The sequence below is a fragment of the Marinomonas colpomeniae genome (genome assembly GCF_014803385.1).
Classification (GTDB): Bacteria; Pseudomonadota; Gammaproteobacteria; order Pseudomonadales; family Marinomonadaceae; genus Marinomonas; species Marinomonas colpomeniae.
Genome location: NZ_JACYFC010000001.1, coordinates 568,791 through 587,631, shown reverse-complemented (window position 1 = coordinate 587,631; position 18,841 = coordinate 568,791). Strand labels below are relative to the sequence as shown.

At 39.9% G+C, this 18,841-nt stretch carries 12 protein-coding genes and 5 tRNA genes; 4 read left to right on the top strand and 13 right to left on the bottom strand.

All coding sequences use genetic code 11. From position 1 onward, the window contains the following. Positions 1 to 130: 130 nt before the first annotated feature. The 4 genes from recD to IF202_RS02815 all read right to left on the bottom strand — a co-directional run bounded on the left by recD (position 131) and on the right by IF202_RS02815 (position 9,479). A complete protein-coding gene (gene recD / locus IF202_RS02830) occupies positions 131 to 2,095 on the bottom strand; it encodes an exodeoxyribonuclease V subunit alpha (protein WP_191593344.1) in 1,965 nt (654 codons plus the stop codon). Beyond that, entirely contained in the window at positions 2,082 to 5,807 is a 3,726-nt protein-coding gene (gene recB / locus IF202_RS02825; protein WP_191593343.1) for an exodeoxyribonuclease V subunit beta, read from the bottom strand. Before recB ends, recD begins: the two co-directional genes overlap by 14 nt. Further along, positions 5,804 to 9,268 (bottom strand): exodeoxyribonuclease V subunit gamma, encoded by a 3,465-nt coding sequence (gene recC, locus IF202_RS02820; RefSeq protein ID WP_191593342.1) that lies wholly within the window; start codon positions 9,266 to 9,268, stop codon positions 5,804 to 5,806. The genes recB and recC overlap by 4 nt, the downstream gene beginning before the upstream one ends. A 135-nt stretch (positions 9,269 to 9,403) precedes the next feature. After that, positions 9,404 to 9,479, bottom strand: a tRNA-Ala gene (locus IF202_RS02815). A 199-nt stretch (positions 9,480 to 9,678) separates the two neighbouring features. On the opposite strand from IF202_RS02815, the gene IF202_RS02810 reads away from it, so the two are divergent. Next, on the top strand, positions 9,679 to 10,902 hold the full coding sequence (locus tag IF202_RS02810) for an EAL and HDOD domain-containing protein (protein ID WP_191593341.1): 1,224 nt from the start codon (positions 9,679 to 9,681) through the stop codon (positions 10,900 to 10,902). 75 nt (positions 10,903 to 10,977) lie between these two features. Next, positions 10,978 to 11,062, top strand: a tRNA-Leu gene (locus IF202_RS02805). A gap of 129 nt (positions 11,063 to 11,191) precedes the next feature. Here IF202_RS02805 and IF202_RS02800 read toward each other — a convergent pair. Continuing rightward, on the bottom strand, positions 11,192 to 12,064 hold the full coding sequence (locus tag IF202_RS02800) for a DMT family transporter (protein ID WP_191593340.1): 873 nt from the start codon (positions 12,062 to 12,064) through the stop codon (positions 11,192 to 11,194). Positions 12,065 to 12,485: 421 nt separating this feature from the next. On the opposite strand from IF202_RS02800, the gene IF202_RS02795 reads away from it, so the two are divergent. Continuing rightward, on the top strand, positions 12,486 to 12,995 hold the full coding sequence (locus IF202_RS02795) for a hypothetical protein (RefSeq protein ID WP_191593339.1): 510 nt from the start codon (positions 12,486 to 12,488) through the stop codon (positions 12,993 to 12,995). Positions 12,996 to 13,119: 124 nt separating this feature from the next. Here IF202_RS02795 and IF202_RS02790 read toward each other — a convergent pair whose 3' ends face one another. Then, positions 13,120 to 13,554: a hypothetical protein gene (locus tag IF202_RS02790; protein WP_191593338.1), complete on the bottom strand. Its 435-nt coding sequence runs from the start codon at positions 13,552 to 13,554 to the stop codon at positions 13,120 to 13,122. Between the two features lie 125 nt (positions 13,555 to 13,679). Next, positions 13,680 to 14,111, bottom strand: coding sequence for an acyl-CoA thioesterase (locus IF202_RS02785; RefSeq protein WP_191593337.1), 432 nt, complete (start codon positions 14,109 to 14,111; stop codon positions 13,680 to 13,682). A 222-nt stretch (positions 14,112 to 14,333) separates the two neighbouring features. On the opposite strand from IF202_RS02785, the gene IF202_RS02780 reads away from it, so the two are divergent. Next, a complete protein-coding gene (locus tag IF202_RS02780; RefSeq protein WP_191593336.1) occupies positions 14,334 to 15,023 on the top strand; it encodes a hypothetical protein in 690 nt (229 codons plus the stop codon). A gap of 40 nt (positions 15,024 to 15,063) precedes the next feature. Here the strand turns inward: IF202_RS02780 and IF202_RS02775 are convergent, their stop codons facing one another. From IF202_RS02775 to pgsA, 6 genes are all read right to left on the bottom strand, one after another. Next, positions 15,064 to 16,806: an ATP-binding response regulator gene (locus IF202_RS02775; RefSeq protein WP_191593335.1), complete on the bottom strand. Its 1,743-nt coding sequence runs from the start codon at positions 16,804 to 16,806 to the stop codon at positions 15,064 to 15,066. A gap of 63 nt (positions 16,807 to 16,869) precedes the next feature. Further along, entirely contained in the window at positions 16,870 to 17,508 is a 639-nt protein-coding gene (locus tag IF202_RS02770; protein WP_191593334.1) for a response regulator, read from the bottom strand. Between the two features lie 364 nt (positions 17,509 to 17,872). Then, positions 17,873 to 17,958, bottom strand: a tRNA-Leu gene (locus tag IF202_RS02765). A 12-nt stretch (positions 17,959 to 17,970) separates the two neighbouring features. Further along, a tRNA-Cys gene (locus IF202_RS02760) sits at positions 17,971 to 18,044 on the bottom strand. 25 nt (positions 18,045 to 18,069) lie between these two features. Further along, positions 18,070 to 18,144, bottom strand: a tRNA-Gly gene (locus tag IF202_RS02755). A gap of 96 nt (positions 18,145 to 18,240) precedes the next feature. Next, on the bottom strand, positions 18,241 to 18,801 hold the full coding sequence (gene pgsA / locus IF202_RS02750) for a CDP-diacylglycerol--glycerol-3-phosphate 3-phosphatidyltransferase (RefSeq protein ID WP_191593333.1): 561 nt from the start codon (positions 18,799 to 18,801) through the stop codon (positions 18,241 to 18,243). Between the last annotated feature and the right edge of the window lie 40 nt (positions 18,802 to 18,841).

Genomic DNA, 18,841 nt, shown 5'->3' with positions numbered 1-18,841 from the left:
CATAAAAAAACCACTGCAAGAATGATCCTCTACGATTATTTAGTCTGATGTTTTATCAGCATTTTTTGCACTTTCTCTATAATGGAGTCGAATAGCTTAATATCAAGTAAAAATCATAACTCAAATGACATTACGCCTTTGACTTTGGCCATAGTTCATCAATTAAGCCAGAGTAGCGCTGTATACTTGTTTCTGCTGCAGTTCGAATTAAACTACTCGATCCCCACAAGGAGAATTCTTTCTTAGCTCGGGTAATTCCAGTATATAGAAGCTCTCTGGTCAATACTGGCGACGGCTTCATAGGCAATAACAAAGCGACTCGTTCGAATTCAGAACCTTGAGATTTATGCACTGTCATGGAAAAAACTACCTCAAACTCACTCAATCGACTCGGTAACAACCCAGTAAAGGTTCCATCCGATTGCATAAACCAAACACGCAATCGCTCAAACTGATCTTCCATACAAAGACCAATATCACCATTAAACAAACCTAACGCGGAATCGTTTCTGGTCAACATAACCGCCTTTCCTGGATACCAAACGTGAGGATCTTTTACGCGCCCTCTTTGATAAAAATACTGTTCCAAGTGGGCATTAATTTTCTCAACACCAAATTCACCTTGACGCACAGCTGTCAAAATTTGATAGCGGGAAAAAATATGATACAGCTCATTAATATCTGCACCCTGCTTCACGGCTTCCCAATAATCATCGTAACCTTTTGCCAAGGTCGCTATATCGGCTTTCGTTTGCCCCTCATCGGGAATGCACCAATGAACATCACCATAACCTGATTGAAGGCAGTTCAGAACGCCTCGAGAGTCACCCGCATTCATCGCTTTTGCCAAATACCCAATGCCACTATTTTCATCAAATCGATAACTCGTTCGTAACAGTGTTAGTGCTTTGCTAATCGGAGGAGCAGAAGCGTTACCAAATGAAACGATATTTTCAGAGGTTAAGCTCGCTAATCGCCTTGCCCATTCTGGTTGAAAATACACATTTTCGATGCCAAAAGATAAGTCACCTAATACACTGCCAGCTTCCACAGACGCTAACTGATCTTTATCACCTAATAAAATCAGCCGAGCATGTGATGGTAAAGCATCAATCAACTTCGCCATCATGGGTAAATCAACCATAGACACTTCATCTACCAGTAAGACATCTAAATGCAATGGGTTTTCTCTGTTGTGTTTGAAACGACTACGACCAAAGTCACTGCCGAGCAATCGATGCAACGTACTGGCCTGATCTGGAATCGCTTGTTTAATTTCATCACTAAGTGGCAAGCCAGCTTTGGCTTTTGAAATAGACTCCGTCAACCGGGCGGCGGCTTTTCCTGTGGGCGCGGCTAACTCAATTCGAAGAGGTTTATTTTGTGTAGAAGAACAATTAAAAGGCTGAGCAACCAATAGAGCCAACAGTTTAGTCACTGTGGTTGTTTTGCCAGTTCCAGGCCCTCCACTAATCACAGCAAAAGGTAAACTCGCTGCATTTGCTACCGCGACTTTTTGCCAATCGACGTTATCACTTTGTTTAGGAAACAATTGCGTAATCAAATGCGCATCAACATCAAAAGGTGGCACATCAAATTGCCTGCGTAGATAGTGTAAAACCTGCTGCTCGTATTGATAATATCGGAACAGATACAAACGCGTGCCGATCAACACCATTGGCCGCTCACTCATACTCTGCTTAGAAGACACTAAGGCACTAGCGCCTACAACATCACACCACGTTTCAACGCTATTAGCGCCACTATTAGCTAATGAACCTTGCCATTGTTCTCGCTCTATACCTTCAGGCGGTTTATTCCAAATCATAGCCAAATCAATACAAATGTGCCCAGCACCAAGATAAGCACTGCACAAAGCACCCGCCATCAAAATCGATGGATTATTTTCACCAATATGTTTGGCTAGTTGCTCAATCCATTGGCAATCAATCGCTCGCAATATACCTTTTGCTTGCATTGCAGATAGACTAACAGAGTCAGATTCATTCACTGTCTCTGAACTCTTCAACGAGTGCTCTAAAGCATTGTCTAATTCATCGCCTCCAAGAAGACTTAGCTGATTAGAAAAGTCCATATTGTTCCACCTCAGCGCTCGCTGTTACTTTATTATCGTCTTGCTTCTTGCTCTGCTCATCCGTTTTTTGTTCACCACTAAAGAGTGCATCTAACGCATTCACATGTTCTAAACTCAAACGAGTTTGAAATACACCTGTTTGCTGCCCTACCGTCATACCACGCAAGAACAAATACACCACGCCACCAACATGAAGATCGTAATTATAATTCGGTAAACGTTGTTTCAATAATCTATGCAGCGCTAAGGTGTAAAGTTGATATTGCAAATCGTACCTATGATCTGCGATAGCATGAATCAAATTATCAGATTCGTAATTATTAAAGGCATCACCCAAATAATTAGACTTATAATCCAATACGTAATATCGACCTTCCCACTCAAACAATAAATCGATAAATCCTTTTAGCATGCCTTTCAAAGGTCGATCTTGAATCATAGGGGCAACACGTGACACGTCATCGTATTCTCTAGATATTCGATCCAGCTCCAAGGCATTCAGACCGTTAACAGGAATAAAAAACTCCAACTCTTTACGGCAAGATTTTTGCGACAACGCACCTAAAGTCATTCCCGCCACCAGCTCAGTGTTTACAATTTCTGATAACCAAGCTTCAAGTACTTCTTGCCATTCACCAAAACCTTGCCGCTCGTAATACTCGGCCATTAATTTATGATGACTGTTTTTAAGCAAGTCTTTAAAGCTTGGGTCCGACGTCACATCATGCAATGCTTTGCCTTCCAAGGTATCGTGCAAGAACGTTCCGGGGTTCGCTCCTTTCGGAAACGTAAAACGGTTACGTTCTGGTATTAATGATTCTTCCGTCACTTCTGTGATCCCAGCTAGAAGAGCGCCTTCCAGAGGATCAACGACTCGTGTCATTTCATCTAAACCAGGCACACTTTCATCATGATGATCCTTGTCTTCAACCACTAAAGAAGAGTAACTACCCACCCACCAGTCACGCTCAATACGACCATCAAACTGACGAGCGACTGGTGAGGCCTCTTCAACTTTAGCCATTTTAAAACGAGGTAAACTAGGAGGTGTTTCGGGTAAATCCAACACACACATTTGATTTGGCTGGTAGCGCCCGCAAAGATTACCGATACTTGAATACAAGTCACCAGCATTAAGCGATTCGCCTTCACTGATCAAGGCTCCTACTCCGCTCAAATGCACATCGGATATTGCCTCACGAGATTTACTGGCTTTTTTACCCACCTCCATCGAGCCAATAAAGCATGCTTCTTTTGACCGAGTTAATGCCACATAAGCTAAGCGAATTTCAGCTGCGTACAGCTCTTCTTTATGACGCTCTTTTTGTGCTTCATCTGGATCGACAGCGATCCAAAGTTGCTCATCTTCATCATGATAAAGCGCAGAAGAACCCTGATCTCGATATGGCATAAAAGCGAACGGTAAATAAACGATGGGATATTCCAAGCCTTTACTCTTATGGATCGTCACGATACGAACCAATTCAGCATCGGTTTCAAGGCGGATTTTTTGCTCGTCACTGTTACCATTCGGATTTTGAATGGCTAATTTCAAATACCGTAAAACGCCTTCTTTCGAATCCAATTCAAGAGATTTTTGCTGTAGTTTTTCTGTCAGATGTAAGAAGTCCGTTAGGCGACGCTCTCCACCTAAGTGACTCAACATATTTGTCGCTAAAGACACATCTTGCATAAACTCACGCAACATCGGCAACAGACCTTGGTTATTCCAAAGCTCTAAATAGTGCCGGAAAGCTTGAACCCACTTTTCATACACCACATCATCATGATTTAAGGTGTCTAACTCTTCTAATGTCCACTCAACCAAACTCGTTGCTAACGCAGAACGCAACTTCATTTCTTGCCCGTTCGATAAGATTGCCGTCAAAACAATTAACAGTTCCCGTGCTTCAACGGTTTCAAAAACAGAGCCTTTATCGCTCAAATACACACTGGCAATTCCGCGTTGGCGTAATGCGTCCTTCAGTGCATTCGCCTGACTGAAATTTGTCACCAACAAAGCCACGTCTTTCGGGCGAACGCCGTCATTACCAATAAGAGATTGCGCTTGCTGACCTTCGACCAACTGCCCCTCTAACAAAAGTTCATGCAAATGCGATGCACAAGATTCTGCCATTTGATTTCGATAGTCTTTTGTAGAAACAGGTTCGTCACTGTGTTGATACAAAAACTGCAGCGCGGCTTGAGTTTTTCCCTGTCGTGAAAAACGACCTTCTACACCACGATCTTGCACTTCAACGAAAGGAATACCTGACACTCTAAAAGGTTCTTCTTGTGCATTAAACAAACCATTTACAGATTGGATCATCGCCGCCGAAGAACGATAATTGGTCGCCAAAGAATACACGCCATCCACTCGTTTTTTCGCAGATAAATAGGTGTAAATATCGGCGCCACGAAAGGCATAAATTGCCTGTTTAGGGTCTCCAATCATAATCAGGCCAAGCGTATTTTGGTCCACTTCGGCAGGCTGATAAATAGTAGAGAAAATTCGATATTGAACCGCGTCCGTATCTTGAAATTCATCGATCAAAGCAATGGGATATAAATGGCGAATTCGTTCCGCTAATTTACCCGCTTCGTCTTTAGATAAAGCCACGTCCAACGAGGTTAACAAATCCGTAAATGTCAGTGACTGAGTACTGCGCTTCCAACGTGTCATTCGCTCTTGTGTTTGCTGCCAAAGTTGCGTCAGCAATACGGACTTTAGTCTGCCAGCATCAGGGAAACTTTCTCTTAACGATTGCACTAACCCAAAGAATTCATGGGCAGGTATTTCACCATTTTTACTCAGTCTACTGGCGTGCTCGTTAGTATCGAATTTCTCTAAGCTTTTACCTAATTCAAAACGTGATGAGTTCGCCCATTGCGTCATGGCTTGAATATCTTTCGATGGATCTTTACGCCAAAAAGTTCGTTTGATTCCACTGCGCTCAAGGGAATCAATAATGTCTTGTGAATACGTCAACCACATCGTTTTAACAGACGACATCATTTGTTGAGCACGAACCAAAGCGTCTTCCCAGTCGTAATCCGGCACAGCCATTTTAGCGTCTGGCTGGTTGTTCAATAAAGATAAGTCTTTTTGCAACGCAGCTGGGCCAGACCAAAGTGGTTGAATCAACGCTGCCTTAGTGTCATCCATAGGATAAAATACACTGCGCCACACATCTTTAACGGCCAAAGACAAAGGCGCTTGTTCATCCGTTTCTATGGTTTGCTGAAACAGCATGCGACTTTCAAAGGCATTTTGGCTCAGCATTCGCTGACAAAAACCATGAATAGTAAATACCGCGGCTTCGTCCATTTGTTTTTCAGCGTAGAGTAATTTTTCAATGGCGCCAGCTTTTTGAACGCCAGACATATTTGCCAACCAATCAGTAAGAAAAGCATCTTGGCTCTCACCTTGTAATAAGGCTTTTCGTGCTACACGTATACGCTCACGAATTCTAGACTTCAGCTCTGCCGTCGCGGCTTCGGTAAAGGTCACCACGAGAATTTGATCCACCGTTAACGGTGTATTCAAGTCTCCCATTTGCCCCGTTGGCACCAACAAACGCAAATACAAATTAGCAATAGTGTAAGTTTTACCTGTTCCTGCACTTGCTTCGATAAGCCGCTTTCCAAACAATGGAAACGTTAACGCATCTAATGGAGTGGGTATCTGAGTAGAAATGACTGAAACACTCATTCGAACACCTCTAAATGACGATGCATCGGTAGCCAGATTCGTTCGCATAAGGTCACAAACATCTCTTTATGATCGGTTAAATCAGGGTAATAACGCTGCCAATACGCATCTTCCACTTCACTATTCGTAAAGGCGCTGCTGTTGTCTTGGTAAATCTTCAATGCTTGCTCCCAAGCCACATCAGCGTCTTCTGACGCCTTACTTGAACAATAGCTTTTGCACCAGGCATCCGCACTTTTGGCTGGTAAGGCAAGCGGCTGACACAAACCCGTTTGCAGTAATGCAAGCATATCAGCGAGATGTTGTTCAGCTTCAGCTGGAGTGATCAAAATAAAGCTATGCTGTAATAACTTGCCCATTTTAGTGAGGTTAATCAGGTGGTGTTGTTTTGGTGTGCCTTGGGCACATAGCGCTAAATGTTCGATCCACATTCGCATTTTTTGATGAGCAGACAAATCACCAATACGATAAGACAAGCGCGTCGTCGCTGTTGGTAAGTCCAACCAAGCTTGCACTACTAGGCTACCCAGCGATAAGTTCACCTCAATAGGTTCACATTCTTCCAGTGCATAACCTTGTAATACGTTAAGAAGCTGACGACATTGATTCTGACTCTGCTGTAAAGCCAAACGGCCAATGGCGCCATAAGGTAAAGCGCCCATTAATGACAACCGTTCAACAAAATCGGCTTCGTCATTTTTCAGCATGGCTTGAAGCAAAGATTCACGCAGTTGATAGCCAGCCAAACCATCCAGTGCAAAGGGTTCGTCTTCTTGTTCCTCTTCTTCTCTCAGATTCAAATACGCTTTTAAACGACGTTGAGTAAAGTAGCGCGCTGGATGACTAACAAAACGAGATACTTCATCTAAGGCAATTTCTAATCTAGGTTGCTCCAAATTAACCAGAGGCGTAAACCCTTGCTTGCCCTCTTCTGCCTTATCATTCTGTTCTTTTGCTTTATGAACACCAAGTAGAGCGGGCAGCCATTGCTCGTCATAACTGTATAATCGCAAATTTTCAGGTTTTCCATAATTGATCTGACTATGGGTTGCTTGATCTTGAGCACCGATCTGATTAGAAACGTAGTAAGAAGCATTAAAAGGCTGCAACGGATGCTCAATAACGAGCTTTTCCAATAGCATTGCTTGTGCATCGTCTGGTGCGAGAGTCTGGTCACCTTCAAACACACAGCTTTGTCCTATGTATTCCAATAATTCACTAACCAAGATAGAGGGATTTTTGTGGCTGTTATCTTGAATACTACGCCCAACATAACTGATATAAAAACAATCTCGCGCTGACATAAGCGCTTCAAGAAATAGATATTTATCGTCTTCACGTCGGCTTCGGTCGCCACTTCGATATTGGCCTACCATGAGGTCAAAACCAATTGGAGCCACACTACGAGGGTAATCTCCTTCATTTAGTCCTAAGACACAAATAACTTTAAACGGCACAGAACGCATTGGCATCAAGGTACAAAAATTAATCCGACCGGCTAAAAACCGTTGGCCACCTTGTGATTCTTGCAACATAGGCGAGAGCAGTTGTCGCAAAACCTGTTGCTCTAAAGGCGCATCAAAATGCGCTTGCTGCCATTGCAATGTTAATGTATCGAGTTGCTTACTTAACAGCGCAGAAAAAGCATCGTCTTCGTCAACCAGAAAGAATCGCTCTGCTAGATAATATAACGTCGACACCCATTCTTTTGGTGTCAAAGACTCCATTAAACGAGACTGAGCATCGTTGATCTCGACTAAAAATCCAGCCAACTTTCCTGCGACAGAAGCTTCCAAACCTTCTACATCTCCGTAGCTTAACGTGCCTTCCCAAATATAATCGTGTCCCATGGCGTAACCCAAAAGCATACGTCGTACGCCATTTAGCCAAGTATGAGATTCTTGCATTGGAAGATCATGTTGTTGAGCGGTTTTACCATCTAATCCCCAACGTATACCGACTTCTGTCGACCATTGGCGAATGCGCTCTAATTCATTCGGTGTTAATTCAAAGCGAGCCAATACCGCTGGGACTTCTAATACACTGATTAATTCTGACAAGGTAAATCGACTTTCACCCAAACCAAGCAAATACAAATACGCATCAACAATTGGATTTTCCATTCCACCAGATTGATCAATCAAGGCAAAAGGTATGTTCTTTTTACTGTACTTTTGACTACCATCTTTAGACTGCTCACTTCCTTTACTTCCAAAAACAGCTTTGACGAATGGGCTGTACGCATTTACATCAGGAAGCATAACGATAACGTCTTTTGGTGTCAGGCTAGGATCTCGCTCAAACATATCCAATAATTGATCATGCAACACTTCGACTTCACGCAGCGGACTATGGCAAAGGTGAACGCGAATACTTTGGTCTTTAACATCAATAGTATGTCGATACTCAGAACTGGTTATTAGGCCGTTTCTTTCTTCTTCCGCTCCGTGATTTTCTAACGTCAGCACATCTTGCTGAACCCATTGCAACAGACCATTAGTCTCGGCTGTTTGATAGCCTTCAAAGATTTCTAATTCGTCATCTGCCATTTCCTGAAGCTGAGCAATATAGTCTCTACCCAATCGCCCCCAACTTGCCAGTAAAGGGTTAGCATCCAGATGCAGTGTTTCTGTACTTAATCCCGGTTTAAGTGTTTGCCGTTTTATTTCTCTTCCCAAATAATGTTTATCCACCACATCACCCCAATAAAAACGGCACGGGTTTTGTAGAAAAAGATGAATATCAATCCAACCAGACGCGGCTAAAACACGTAAAGAGTCCAATGTATTTGGCGGCAAAGACGACACACCAAAAATAAAGATCCGCTCTGGAATTCCTTCTGGTCGAGTCGAGGACTGTGACACGTCTTGCAAGGCTTCAATCAAGTTCCCTCGATGATACAAGGAGGTTCCACGTTCACTGATGTCCGCTACCAAATCACGCCATAGGATCGCTTGCCAAGGCTGTTGCTCAAATAAAGTATTAAGGGCTTGATCTTGCTTGCTATCCGCTTCCCAGACCTTGATCCAATCTGGTCGATACACCAAATATTGGTCATAAATGTCAGCAATACTGCTGCACAATTGAAAGCGTCGAACTTGAGTATCATCTTCCTCAAGGTACCAGTGAAGCGCTTGAAACTCTGGTTCATTTAAACGCGAGTCCAACAACCTCATTAATCGCCAGACGAGGAAGGGTTTATTAAATTCACTCTGCGATGGGATATCGTCCAGAGCTTGAGCAAAGGTATGCCAAACAAAAGTAGATGGCAGAGGAAAAGCCAGACCTGCCGAAATAGAGTGGGACTGAGCGACGAACATTTTTAGCCACTGTGCCATCCCTGGGTTTTGCACCAAGATATGTTCATCATCGAAAGGGTTTTCTGGCGGTGAAACTGCCAAAATTTTCGCAAGCAATACGGCTAAATCCTCTAGTCGATTACCTGTATAGAGTTGAAACATGCACAAGTCCCGTCATGGTGAATACAAGAAATAAAAATAGAATACAGAAAGGTTAGCGTAACCCTGAAGAGACATAAACAAAAGGAAGGATTTAAGTTGTTTATGGGTTTAGATTTTTATATGCAGATTGCTTAATGGTGGAGCCTAGCGGGATCGAACCGCTGACCTGTTCGCTGCCAGCGAACCGCTCTCCCAGCTGAGCTAAGGCCCCAAAAAAGCTGCAAAGAATTTTATGAGGACTGCCTTTTTGTGTCAACTGTTTTTGATTATGAAAAATACAGTATATAAAAGTATGAAACTCTAATATATTAGATTGTATAAATAACGAACGATATATTTTGATAGAAGAATAATAAACAATGGAATTACTCTAGAGTTACAAAAATAAATTTGATTAAGAGAAGTATAAAATGGAATTTCCAACGGTTTTAGATGACCTAATGATGGCTCAGCAACCAATACTCAAAAAGACGAAAGAAATCTTTGGGTATGAACTGCTATTCCGTGGGAAAGACACTTTAAATGCCAACGTATCTGATGGTGAAGCAGCTACAAGCCAAGTTCTTGTGAATTTGTGTATTGGCATCACAAAAATGAAAGATGAATTAAAAAAGCCTTTTTTTGTTAACATCACCACCGACCTTATGCAATCGGATGCTTTTTTTCCTATCGACCCCAATACCGTTTTCATTGAGATACTCGAAGACCAAAAAATAACGCCTGATTTTATCGAATCAATTAAAAAATGGCGCTCTGCTGGTTATCGTTTTGCTTTGGATGACTATCAATTTGATGAGAATTACAAATCGTTATTACCTTGGGTGTCGATTATTAAAGTAGATGTTCTAGCCACTCCTCCAAACCAATACAAGGAGCAAATAGACGACTTAAAAGCAAAAGGTTTAATTTTATTAGCTGAAAAAATCGAAAATGAAGAAATGTTTGAGCTCTGTAAGAAACTGGGATTCAGCTTATTCCAAGGGTATTTTTTACAACGACCTGAAATCATTAAAGGTAAAAAAATCGACTCAGCTACACATAGTGCTGTCGAGCTCCTAAACGCCCTTCAAAACAAAGACATCAGTATTGAAGCGATTACAGGCCTCGTTGAACGAAATCCAAAACTGTCTTATCAAATGCTACGAATTCTAAACAGCCCAGTATGTGGCATCTCTAAAAAAGTCACCTCGATTAAAGAAGCCATTGTCTTTTTAGGTCTAATTCAATTAAAAAAATGGACTCTATTAATCACTCTAACTTCATCAACAAACCAACCCAACTCGTTGTTCAAAGTACTTCTAACACGAGGTCGCTGCTGCCAGCTATTAGCTCAAAATAAAAAATCGACACAAGCTGAATCTGCTTTTATGGTGGGTTTAATGTCTGGTATAGACGCGATATTCAATATCGATAAGAAAACCGTATTAGAACAAATAGCCCTAGAAAAAAGCGTATTGGAAGCTATTACCGACTGCGTAGGAGAATTAGGCTTTTATCTTAGACATACATTAAATTGCGAAGAACAAAACTGGGATAACATGCAATCCATGAATTCAAAAGAAATAACAGATCTAAATCGATCTTTTCTTGAAGCCATGCTTTGGTCTGAAGACGTGATGAAGTCAATTAACTAATTTAATAGACTTATTTCATGTTAAACGATTGACTCTTATACAAAAAAACATAAAATACGTTTCACCTTTTTCAAGGCCAGTGTGGTGGAATTGGTAGACACGACGGATTCAAAATCCGTTGCCTTCGGGCGTGGCGGTTCGAGTCCGCCTACTGGTACCATTTAGATGAAGCCCTAGCTATTTTTAGTTAGGGCTTTGTTGGTTTTGGGAGATAGTTTTTTTGAGACTATTCTCTTTGAACCATAGTATTGAATTGAATACCCATAATATGCAATATTTCAAAAAGCCTTTACTGACTTAAGCGTAAAATAAGAATACCTACCAGTGCAGCTGTTAACCCTAAAATTTCCTGACGACTAAAGGCTTCTTTTAGAAATACACGCGAATATAATAAAATAATTAAAATATTCATTGCTGCTACAGCAGAAACCAATCCGGCAGCTCCGATTGCAAAAGCGGATAATATTGCCATCATTCCAGCCACATTACTTAGACCAATAAGAAGCCCGCAAGAAAATGTTTTTAGATCTGACCAACGAGGGTCAGCACTACTATTCTCCTGTTCGGTTACTTGACAACTTTTCAACCAACCAAGAGCAAATAAGAAACTACCAAAACCAAACATCAGTGTTAGTGTCGCGAACATATCTGCATCAAGACGAGTCGATTGTTTACCCAGTAGATCATTCAGTGCAAAACACAGTGCGGCAAGTAACCCCCATTGAGCGCCTTGTAAATTACGAAAAGAGATATCGTTTGAATAACGGATTGTATAAAGCCCAACAAAAATAATAATAAAACCTATTAATTGTTGCGTTGTGAGTGTTTCGTTCCAAAATAGAAAAGCCAACAGTACAACAAATAATGGTGGTAAACCCGATAGAATACTAATAAGTGAGGCTTTACCTACCGAAAAACCTTTGTGCAAAGAGGCATTCGCAGCGAAAGAACCGAAGCCCATTGCCAACCCAACACAGACATCTGCCCACCCATACCATTGCTGATCTAATACATACATAGCAACAGCACTAATAACAAACCCCACAAAAAACACACCAAATAGCATTAAATTACGATTGATATTTTTCTGTGATGTCCATTGATACATTACCCCACGCGCTCCAAAAAATAGAGCGGATAGCAAGGCATAGATAATCCACATGATTTACTCCTTTTAATTTTTATTAGGTCAGGCTGAACTTTTTGAGCGTGTATATACATTAGTTTTAAAGCGCTATTTTAGCTTTAAAACTAAAAAACATCATTCATTAAACTTCAAATTAAATACAATACTTGTCTAAACTTATATATTTTTTAGAAGCAGATGAATGAATAAAAACATAGCCAATTTATTAATTTTCTGAAGTAACTCTATTAAAAAACAATTTCATTATTTTGAGTAATACGCATGATTAATTAAAATTAGAGTAGAGTTGAGTTCTTATTTTAATTATAATTTTAGCTAGTCGAATAGTTTGAGCTAGAAGGATCGCACAGCTCAATAGCACCTAAAATCAACGTTAGATGAAGTAGTCCCGTAATTCATCTAATTTAATTTTAAATCGGGATATCATGAGGGATATATGAAAGATAAAAATACTAACGACTTAGAAACTACTGAAGTTGAAAAAAGTGCAGCTGAAACCAGCACAATTGAAACAACTGATTCCTGGGAATGGAAAGAAATAATAAAGCATGCATTTTCCCCAAAGCCTGAAGGTTCACCTAAATCAGGAAAAAAAGAACTAGGTGTACGTTTAGGCGCAGGTGTTTTATTAACTTTAATTGTACTTATATCTTTTTCAGGTAGTGATGTACCTACATGCAACGACTCTGCTACAAAGGACTCAGTACTAGAAACGGTAAAGAGTAAAGTTGCAAAGCAATTTGGAAAGAAAGCCGATAACTTATCATATAAGATCAACGACATCGGAACGTTAAGCACAGATAACAGAACTGGGTTCCAACAATGTATCGCTAATATAGAAATAATTGAAAATGACTCTAAAGAAAGTCGCTCGACTTCGGTCACTTATACTATTAGCAAGTCTCTTGGTGACAATGACTTCAAAGTGAATGTAACTAAAATGTAATAACTACCAATGCAAACAAAGACAATATTTAATTATTGTTTTTGTTTGCATTATCTACACATCTAATAAAGATAAAAATCTTACTAAAAATACTCTTATGTAATATTTGTCTAAATAATTAAGCTTATTCTATTATCTCTACTTCATAATAAATAGCTGTACCAGTCATCTCAGTTGTTGGAAATGAAAAGCTCGAACCGAGAGAAGCACCAACGCCACTTCTGCTACTAAGACCTAAACCAACATTAGAGCCTAAACCACGAAAAGACAACTGAGTAACGTCGTCCAACACCACACCATTTGCACCAATCTTCGCAGCTTGCTCTTTCAACTCTTCAGTAGCACTTTCAATCCGAGACTCTTCAGTGAAGCTATTACCACTCGATACTCGTACAGCACCAACCACGACATAATCAAATGTAGGCGTTTCTGTGAATACCGATACCTGATCTACTTCAATTTCTGGACGAGGGTCGCCAGTAAGAGTGTGAGAGCCAGAAGCACAACCAAACAAAACAGCAGGCACAAAAAAAATAGAAAAATATTTAATTAATTTCATTATCAAACTTCCATTTAAAAATTATAGTTTCTGCAGTATGACATCAAAATAGATCAAAAAACAAACAACCCTTAGCCATGTGAAAATAAAATATGACCTTTTAAATACAAAAATGGCAATCAATCCTAATGATCATGAAAATCGTTATTCACATAATCTGGCAGATCATCTTCATGTGGAATAGGAGTAGAACGGCCATCCTCATCAATCGCTACAAACTTAAACATACCTTCCGTCACTTTCTCTCGATGACCAATACGGTCTCGTCGAACCCATGCCTCAACCAATATATTCATTGAAGTACGACCAACCGACTCTACACATGTATAAACACCTAAGATATCACCAACCTTCACAGGTCGAATGAAGCTCATCCCATCTAACGCCACAGTGACAACACGAGATTGAGCACGCTGGCCCGCACAAATACCTGCGGCAATATCCATTTGCGACACAACCCAGCCACCAAAAATATCGCCCGCTGGGTTAGTATCGCTCGGCATAGCGACCGTTCTAGTAGTAAGGCGCCCTTTCGCTTTTTCTTCTGATCCGGACATAGTATCTCTCTCAATTATTACTTAAAGCTTAGAGCAACAATACAGAAGTTGCTTCTACTCAATTACAGGCTAAACAACATATTCATCGATTGATTCAGTCGATGAATTAAATACCATTCTAACGCCATTCATATTCATACTAAAGTATGGTTTTTTTACTGTTTTAATTACCGACCTATATAGTCCACCAAGTAATGATTCAGCAATCAAAGGAATGAAACAATGACATTATCTAAAATATCTATATCTATGGGGTTAGTATTATCAATCGGCGTATTCAATGTCGCTACTAGTTCAGCTCAAACCCCAAGTCTAGCTGGCGGGCCAGATAAAAGCCTAACATCTATGACAACCTGTACTGACGTTAAACCTGAAAATATTATCATCGGCTATAACAGGTCTTACACATTCCAAAAAGGCTTTACTAAAGAAAAACGTACAGGTCTTATAGAAAGGGAAAAAGGTCAATTAACCGATGGCTGTATCTTACCTTCCCTTCAGCCTTACCAAATAGCCTACATGGAAGTTGATACAAAAGCATATAAAGCTCTAGGCAACTCAAATGATTGGTCTATGCAGTGCATTAAGTCGGCAAATCCTAGTGCAGGTGCAGTCAATGAAACTGAAGGCAAAACAGAAATACCTTACAGCGTCGATGTATTAAGTGGAAAGGCCATGATGCTGTATTGTGGAAACTCTGAAGGCATTGAAGAATGTGCAGAAGGAAGCAACAGCCAGCGTAGTGGATTATGGAAAAAGAAACTATCAAAAAAAGGCAAAACAATGCTGAGTATTTCAGCTAATACAAGTACTTTAGCACCTAAAGAAGGTGAAAAGCTGTATTGCCAATATTACAACCATAAGTCAGGAAAAAGCTTATTTGGCTTCGAATATTTAAGGGCTAACAAGTAATTTCACTGCTATTATGCATTAAAAAATATCTAGAAAGGTTTTAATCATTTTCAATAATACTTTTCATCTTTCTAGATAGTACGACTCTAAGTTTTGCCGGTTTGATTGGTTTATGTAATACAATCAAACCGCTCTCTTCTATTTTCTTTATTATGTCTGGTGCCGTATCGCCACTAATAATAATAGATTCAGCCTCGGATTTTAATTCCTTCTTAATCTGTGCAATCCCTTCAATACCAGTTAAATTTTCTCGTAAACGATAATCTGATATTATTAAATTAGGCTGCCATTCTGGAAACGAGCGCAGTTCTTCACAAGCTCTGTCAGCACAATCAAATGTACGTACTTTACAACCCCAACTTCGCAACATATTAGATAAGCTAAAACGAACACCTTCATGATCGTCTATAATAATCACATCCACAGCCACTAAGTTCTTGTTAATATCTACCTTTTCTACCACTTGGATTAATTCACTATCTCCTTGCGGTATTGTGAAGCTAAAACAACTGCCAATACCTAATTCAGAATCAAGAGACAAGGGCCAATTTTGCAATGCACACAGTCGCTTAACAATCGACAACCCTAACCCTAAGCCTTTGCTTTTATCACGCTCTTGATTATGCAACTGACGAAATTCAAGAAATATAGCTTCTTGATCAAGGATATTCACACCTATCCCTGTATCTCTTACACTTATTGTTATTTTTTCTGACTCTTTCTTAGCAGATAATATGATGCCACCATGTTCGGTATAACGTATAGCGTTTGACAGTAAATTATTTAATACTTGCTCTAGTAAAATGACATCCGCCACCGCCGTAATATTTTCCGCTTCAACCCTCAGATTCAGGCCTTTGGCCTTCGCCAATGGCTCTAGCTCTCCCTGTAATTTCAGTAATAACTCAGTTAAACAAAGATGTTTCGGCTGAGGAATAATGACCTGTGCATCTAGCTTAGACACATCAAGCAGGCTATTAAGCAACTCAGACATACTATCAACACTACTTTCCAAACGTTCGAACAGAATACCATCCTTGGAATTCGTATTTCTTGATTTTAGGGTATCAACTAAGAGATTAATTGCTTGAAGCGGCTGTCGAATATCATGGCTTGCAGCCGCGATAAATTGAGATTTTTCTGCATTAACACGCTCAGCATTAGCCCGTGCCTGAAGATGTTCAATTTTCAAAACAATAGCGTTTGTCAGAGACTTATTAATACGATGGGAAAATGCGATCAATCCAGCCAAAACCAAAAGAACCACAATGTAAATTTCAAAATGATTATGGCTTTCCATCGTATAAAATTTTATTAGTAACGATAATATAGGCAGAGTAGAAAATAACGCCTGCCTCGAAAAATAATAAGAGATAGAATGTGTAATTGTCCCCGTTAATGAAATAACCATAATAAACATGGTATAAAAATAAATATCCACTTCTGTTTGAAGCCATAACCAAGGAGCAGATGCGATATAAAAGCTAAAAATCAGAATAGGAATATCACTGATTTTTTTCCACATAGAATCAGTAAATCTACCGTTATGCTTATAAAACCCGTAAAAGGTGAAAAACACGCTCAGCAATAAAACGATATCAAAAGCAAACCAAACGCTGAAAGAGTATCGATAGGCCTGAGGTAAAAAAATAAAAGAAAAAAGAGGAAGACCTATAAATATAGACCCAATACAGACTCGTAACATTTCCCCCATATATAAGGTAAAACGTTCTTTTTCAATAAGAACTTCATTATTTTTAGCATTCAATATTGATTCAATCAAAATAAAACACCTTTAGAAAATAATCATTTATCAGAGCTAAGAAAGAACTTACGTTGAATAATTTCATTTAAGAATAGGCAATATTTTTAAACTTTCAGCTTTACGCACACTGTCGATTCTATTTTTTGCACCTAAAATTTTAAATATCTTTTGTAAATGTGTCTTAACTGTTGTCTCACTAATATAAAGAACAACTGCAATACCTGCATTACTCAGTCCAGCCTGAACCATTTTCAGTATTTCTAGCTGTCGCTCACTAAGAGAGGTTTGAGTGTTCTTAAAGGAATTTTTTGACATGACAGCCAAAGAATTGGCTATATTTTCAGGTACAACTATTTCGCCGTTCGCTATTTTAGTTAATGCTGCACTAAGTTGATCGACCGACCATGTTTTTGGCAGAAACCCCAACGCTCCTAATCCAAAACACTCAGATAAGGTAATCAAATCTTCTTTTGCTGACATGATAACGATAGGTAGATCAATATTTCTGTAGATCAGAGACTTCATGAATGCGATTCCATCCATATCAGGCATAGATAAATCCAATATTAGCAAATCAAACTCAGTATCTTGCTGTAGGTACTCTAGCGCTTGTTTACTATTAAAAGCAGAAGTCACATCAAAATCTGGCGAGTGAGCAGATAAGGAGGCTTTTAAGCCTTGGCTAAATATAGGGTGATCATCCAAACTCAGTATTTTCATTAAAAACTCTTAGTCCGTTAAGGTTAAATAAAAAATCGACACCCTATTATAAATAAAATATGAACCAAAGCGGTAAGATTTAAAGCTATCTGAAAGTTTTTTTATAATTAATTCCAATTTTTTAACTATAAAACTACGAAATTTAAGTCTATCAGAATAAAAATATCAAATGACAACCCCTTTATTTGCCAGGTGGCGCATTTAAACATTTTACAGTAGAGATACGGTGCTGAGTTTCAGAACAGACAGTATATAAAAGGAAAAGCTTACAATTTGAAGTAACGCTAAGAAAACGCTTGAGAGTATATATTCAGAGGGATTAAGCAAGATAAGAAAGTGCAGGCATAAAAAAAGGCACCATAAATGGTGCCCGGGACCGGAATCGAACCGGTACGCCTATTAAGCGCAAGATTTTAAGTCTTGTGTGTCTACCAATTTCACCACCCGGGCATATCTGATTTTTGGAGGCCGGAGTCGGAATCGAACCGGCGTTAACGGAGTTGCAGTCCGCTGCATGACCACTCTGCCATCCGGCCTCTAATCAGAATTCTTTTCATCTATTGGAGCGGGAAACGAGGCTCGAACTCGCGACCCCAACCTTGGCAAGGTTGTGCTCTACCACTGAGCTATTCCCGCGTCTCAAAAGACGGTGCCTATTCTATGTATTTGAGCTTTCACGTCAAGAGGAATCTTCAAATAAATAGCTAACTTAAGGACTTTTTTTATTTCTGTTTACTTTTCGTTCGACTCTTTCGTTTTTAACTCAGGCCAAGCCGCTTTTAAATAAACATACATTGACCAGAGCGTTAACGCAGCAGCGGCGATTAAAACAGCCTCCCCAACATGAGCAGAAGTCGTTTCAGGACGACTACCAAGCAAAATAAAGATAGCCAACATTTGCATGCTCGTTTTCAACTTACCAATATATGAAACAGCCACGCTTGCGCGCTTACCCATTTCAGCCATCCACTCACGTAATGCGGAAATCACGATCTCTCGACCAACAATAATGGCACTCGCTATGGTTAATAATGGATTCGCATAACTTGCCACCAGCATTACCAAGGCAATCGATACCATTAGCTTATCGGCAACAGGGTCAAAAAAGGCACCAAATGGTGTAGTTTGATCAAGCTTTCTAGCCAAAAAACCATCTAGCCAATCGGTTATCGCAGCAAGTGCAAAAATAATCGCACAAGTATAATAACGTCCTTCCCATGGCAAGTAATAGATCCCCACTAAGATCGGTATCATAAAGATACGTACTGAGGTCAATATATTTGGTATGTTCATTTTATTCCTAATTCTTAGGCTATATTCTATCTCTATAACC

Coding starts and splice junctions, on each gene's coding strand:
- IF202_RS02780 (WP_191593336.1), top strand. CDS start 14,334: ATGACATTATCTAAAATATCTATATCTATGGGGTTAGTATTATCAATC.
- IF202_RS02800 (WP_191593340.1), bottom strand. CDS start 12,064: ATGTGGATTATCTATGCCTTGCTATCCGCTCTATTTTTTGGAGCGCGT.
- IF202_RS02790 (WP_191593338.1), bottom strand. CDS start 13,554: ATGAAATTAATTAAATATTTTTCTATTTTTTTTGTGCCTGCTGTTTTG.
- recC (WP_191593342.1), bottom strand. CDS start 9,268: ATGTTTCAACTCTATACAGGTAATCGACTAGAGGATTTAGCCGTATTG.
- pgsA (WP_191593333.1), bottom strand. CDS start 18,801: ATGAACATACCAAATATATTGACCTCAGTACGTATCTTTATGATACCG.
- recB (WP_191593343.1), bottom strand. CDS start 5,807: ATGAGTGTTTCAGTCATTTCTACTCAGATACCCACTCCATTAGATGCG.
- IF202_RS02785 (WP_191593337.1), bottom strand. CDS start 14,111: ATGTCCGGATCAGAAGAAAAAGCGAAAGGGCGCCTTACTACTAGAACG.
- IF202_RS02770 (WP_191593334.1), bottom strand. CDS start 17,508: ATGAAAATACTGAGTTTGGATGATCACCCTATATTTAGCCAAGGCTTA.
- IF202_RS02810 (WP_191593341.1), top strand. CDS start 9,679: ATGGAATTTCCAACGGTTTTAGATGACCTAATGATGGCTCAGCAACCA.
- IF202_RS02795 (WP_191593339.1), top strand. CDS start 12,486: ATGAAAGATAAAAATACTAACGACTTAGAAACTACTGAAGTTGAAAAA.
- recD (WP_191593344.1), bottom strand. CDS start 2,095: ATGGACTTTTCTAATCAGCTAAGTCTTCTTGGAGGCGATGAATTAGAC.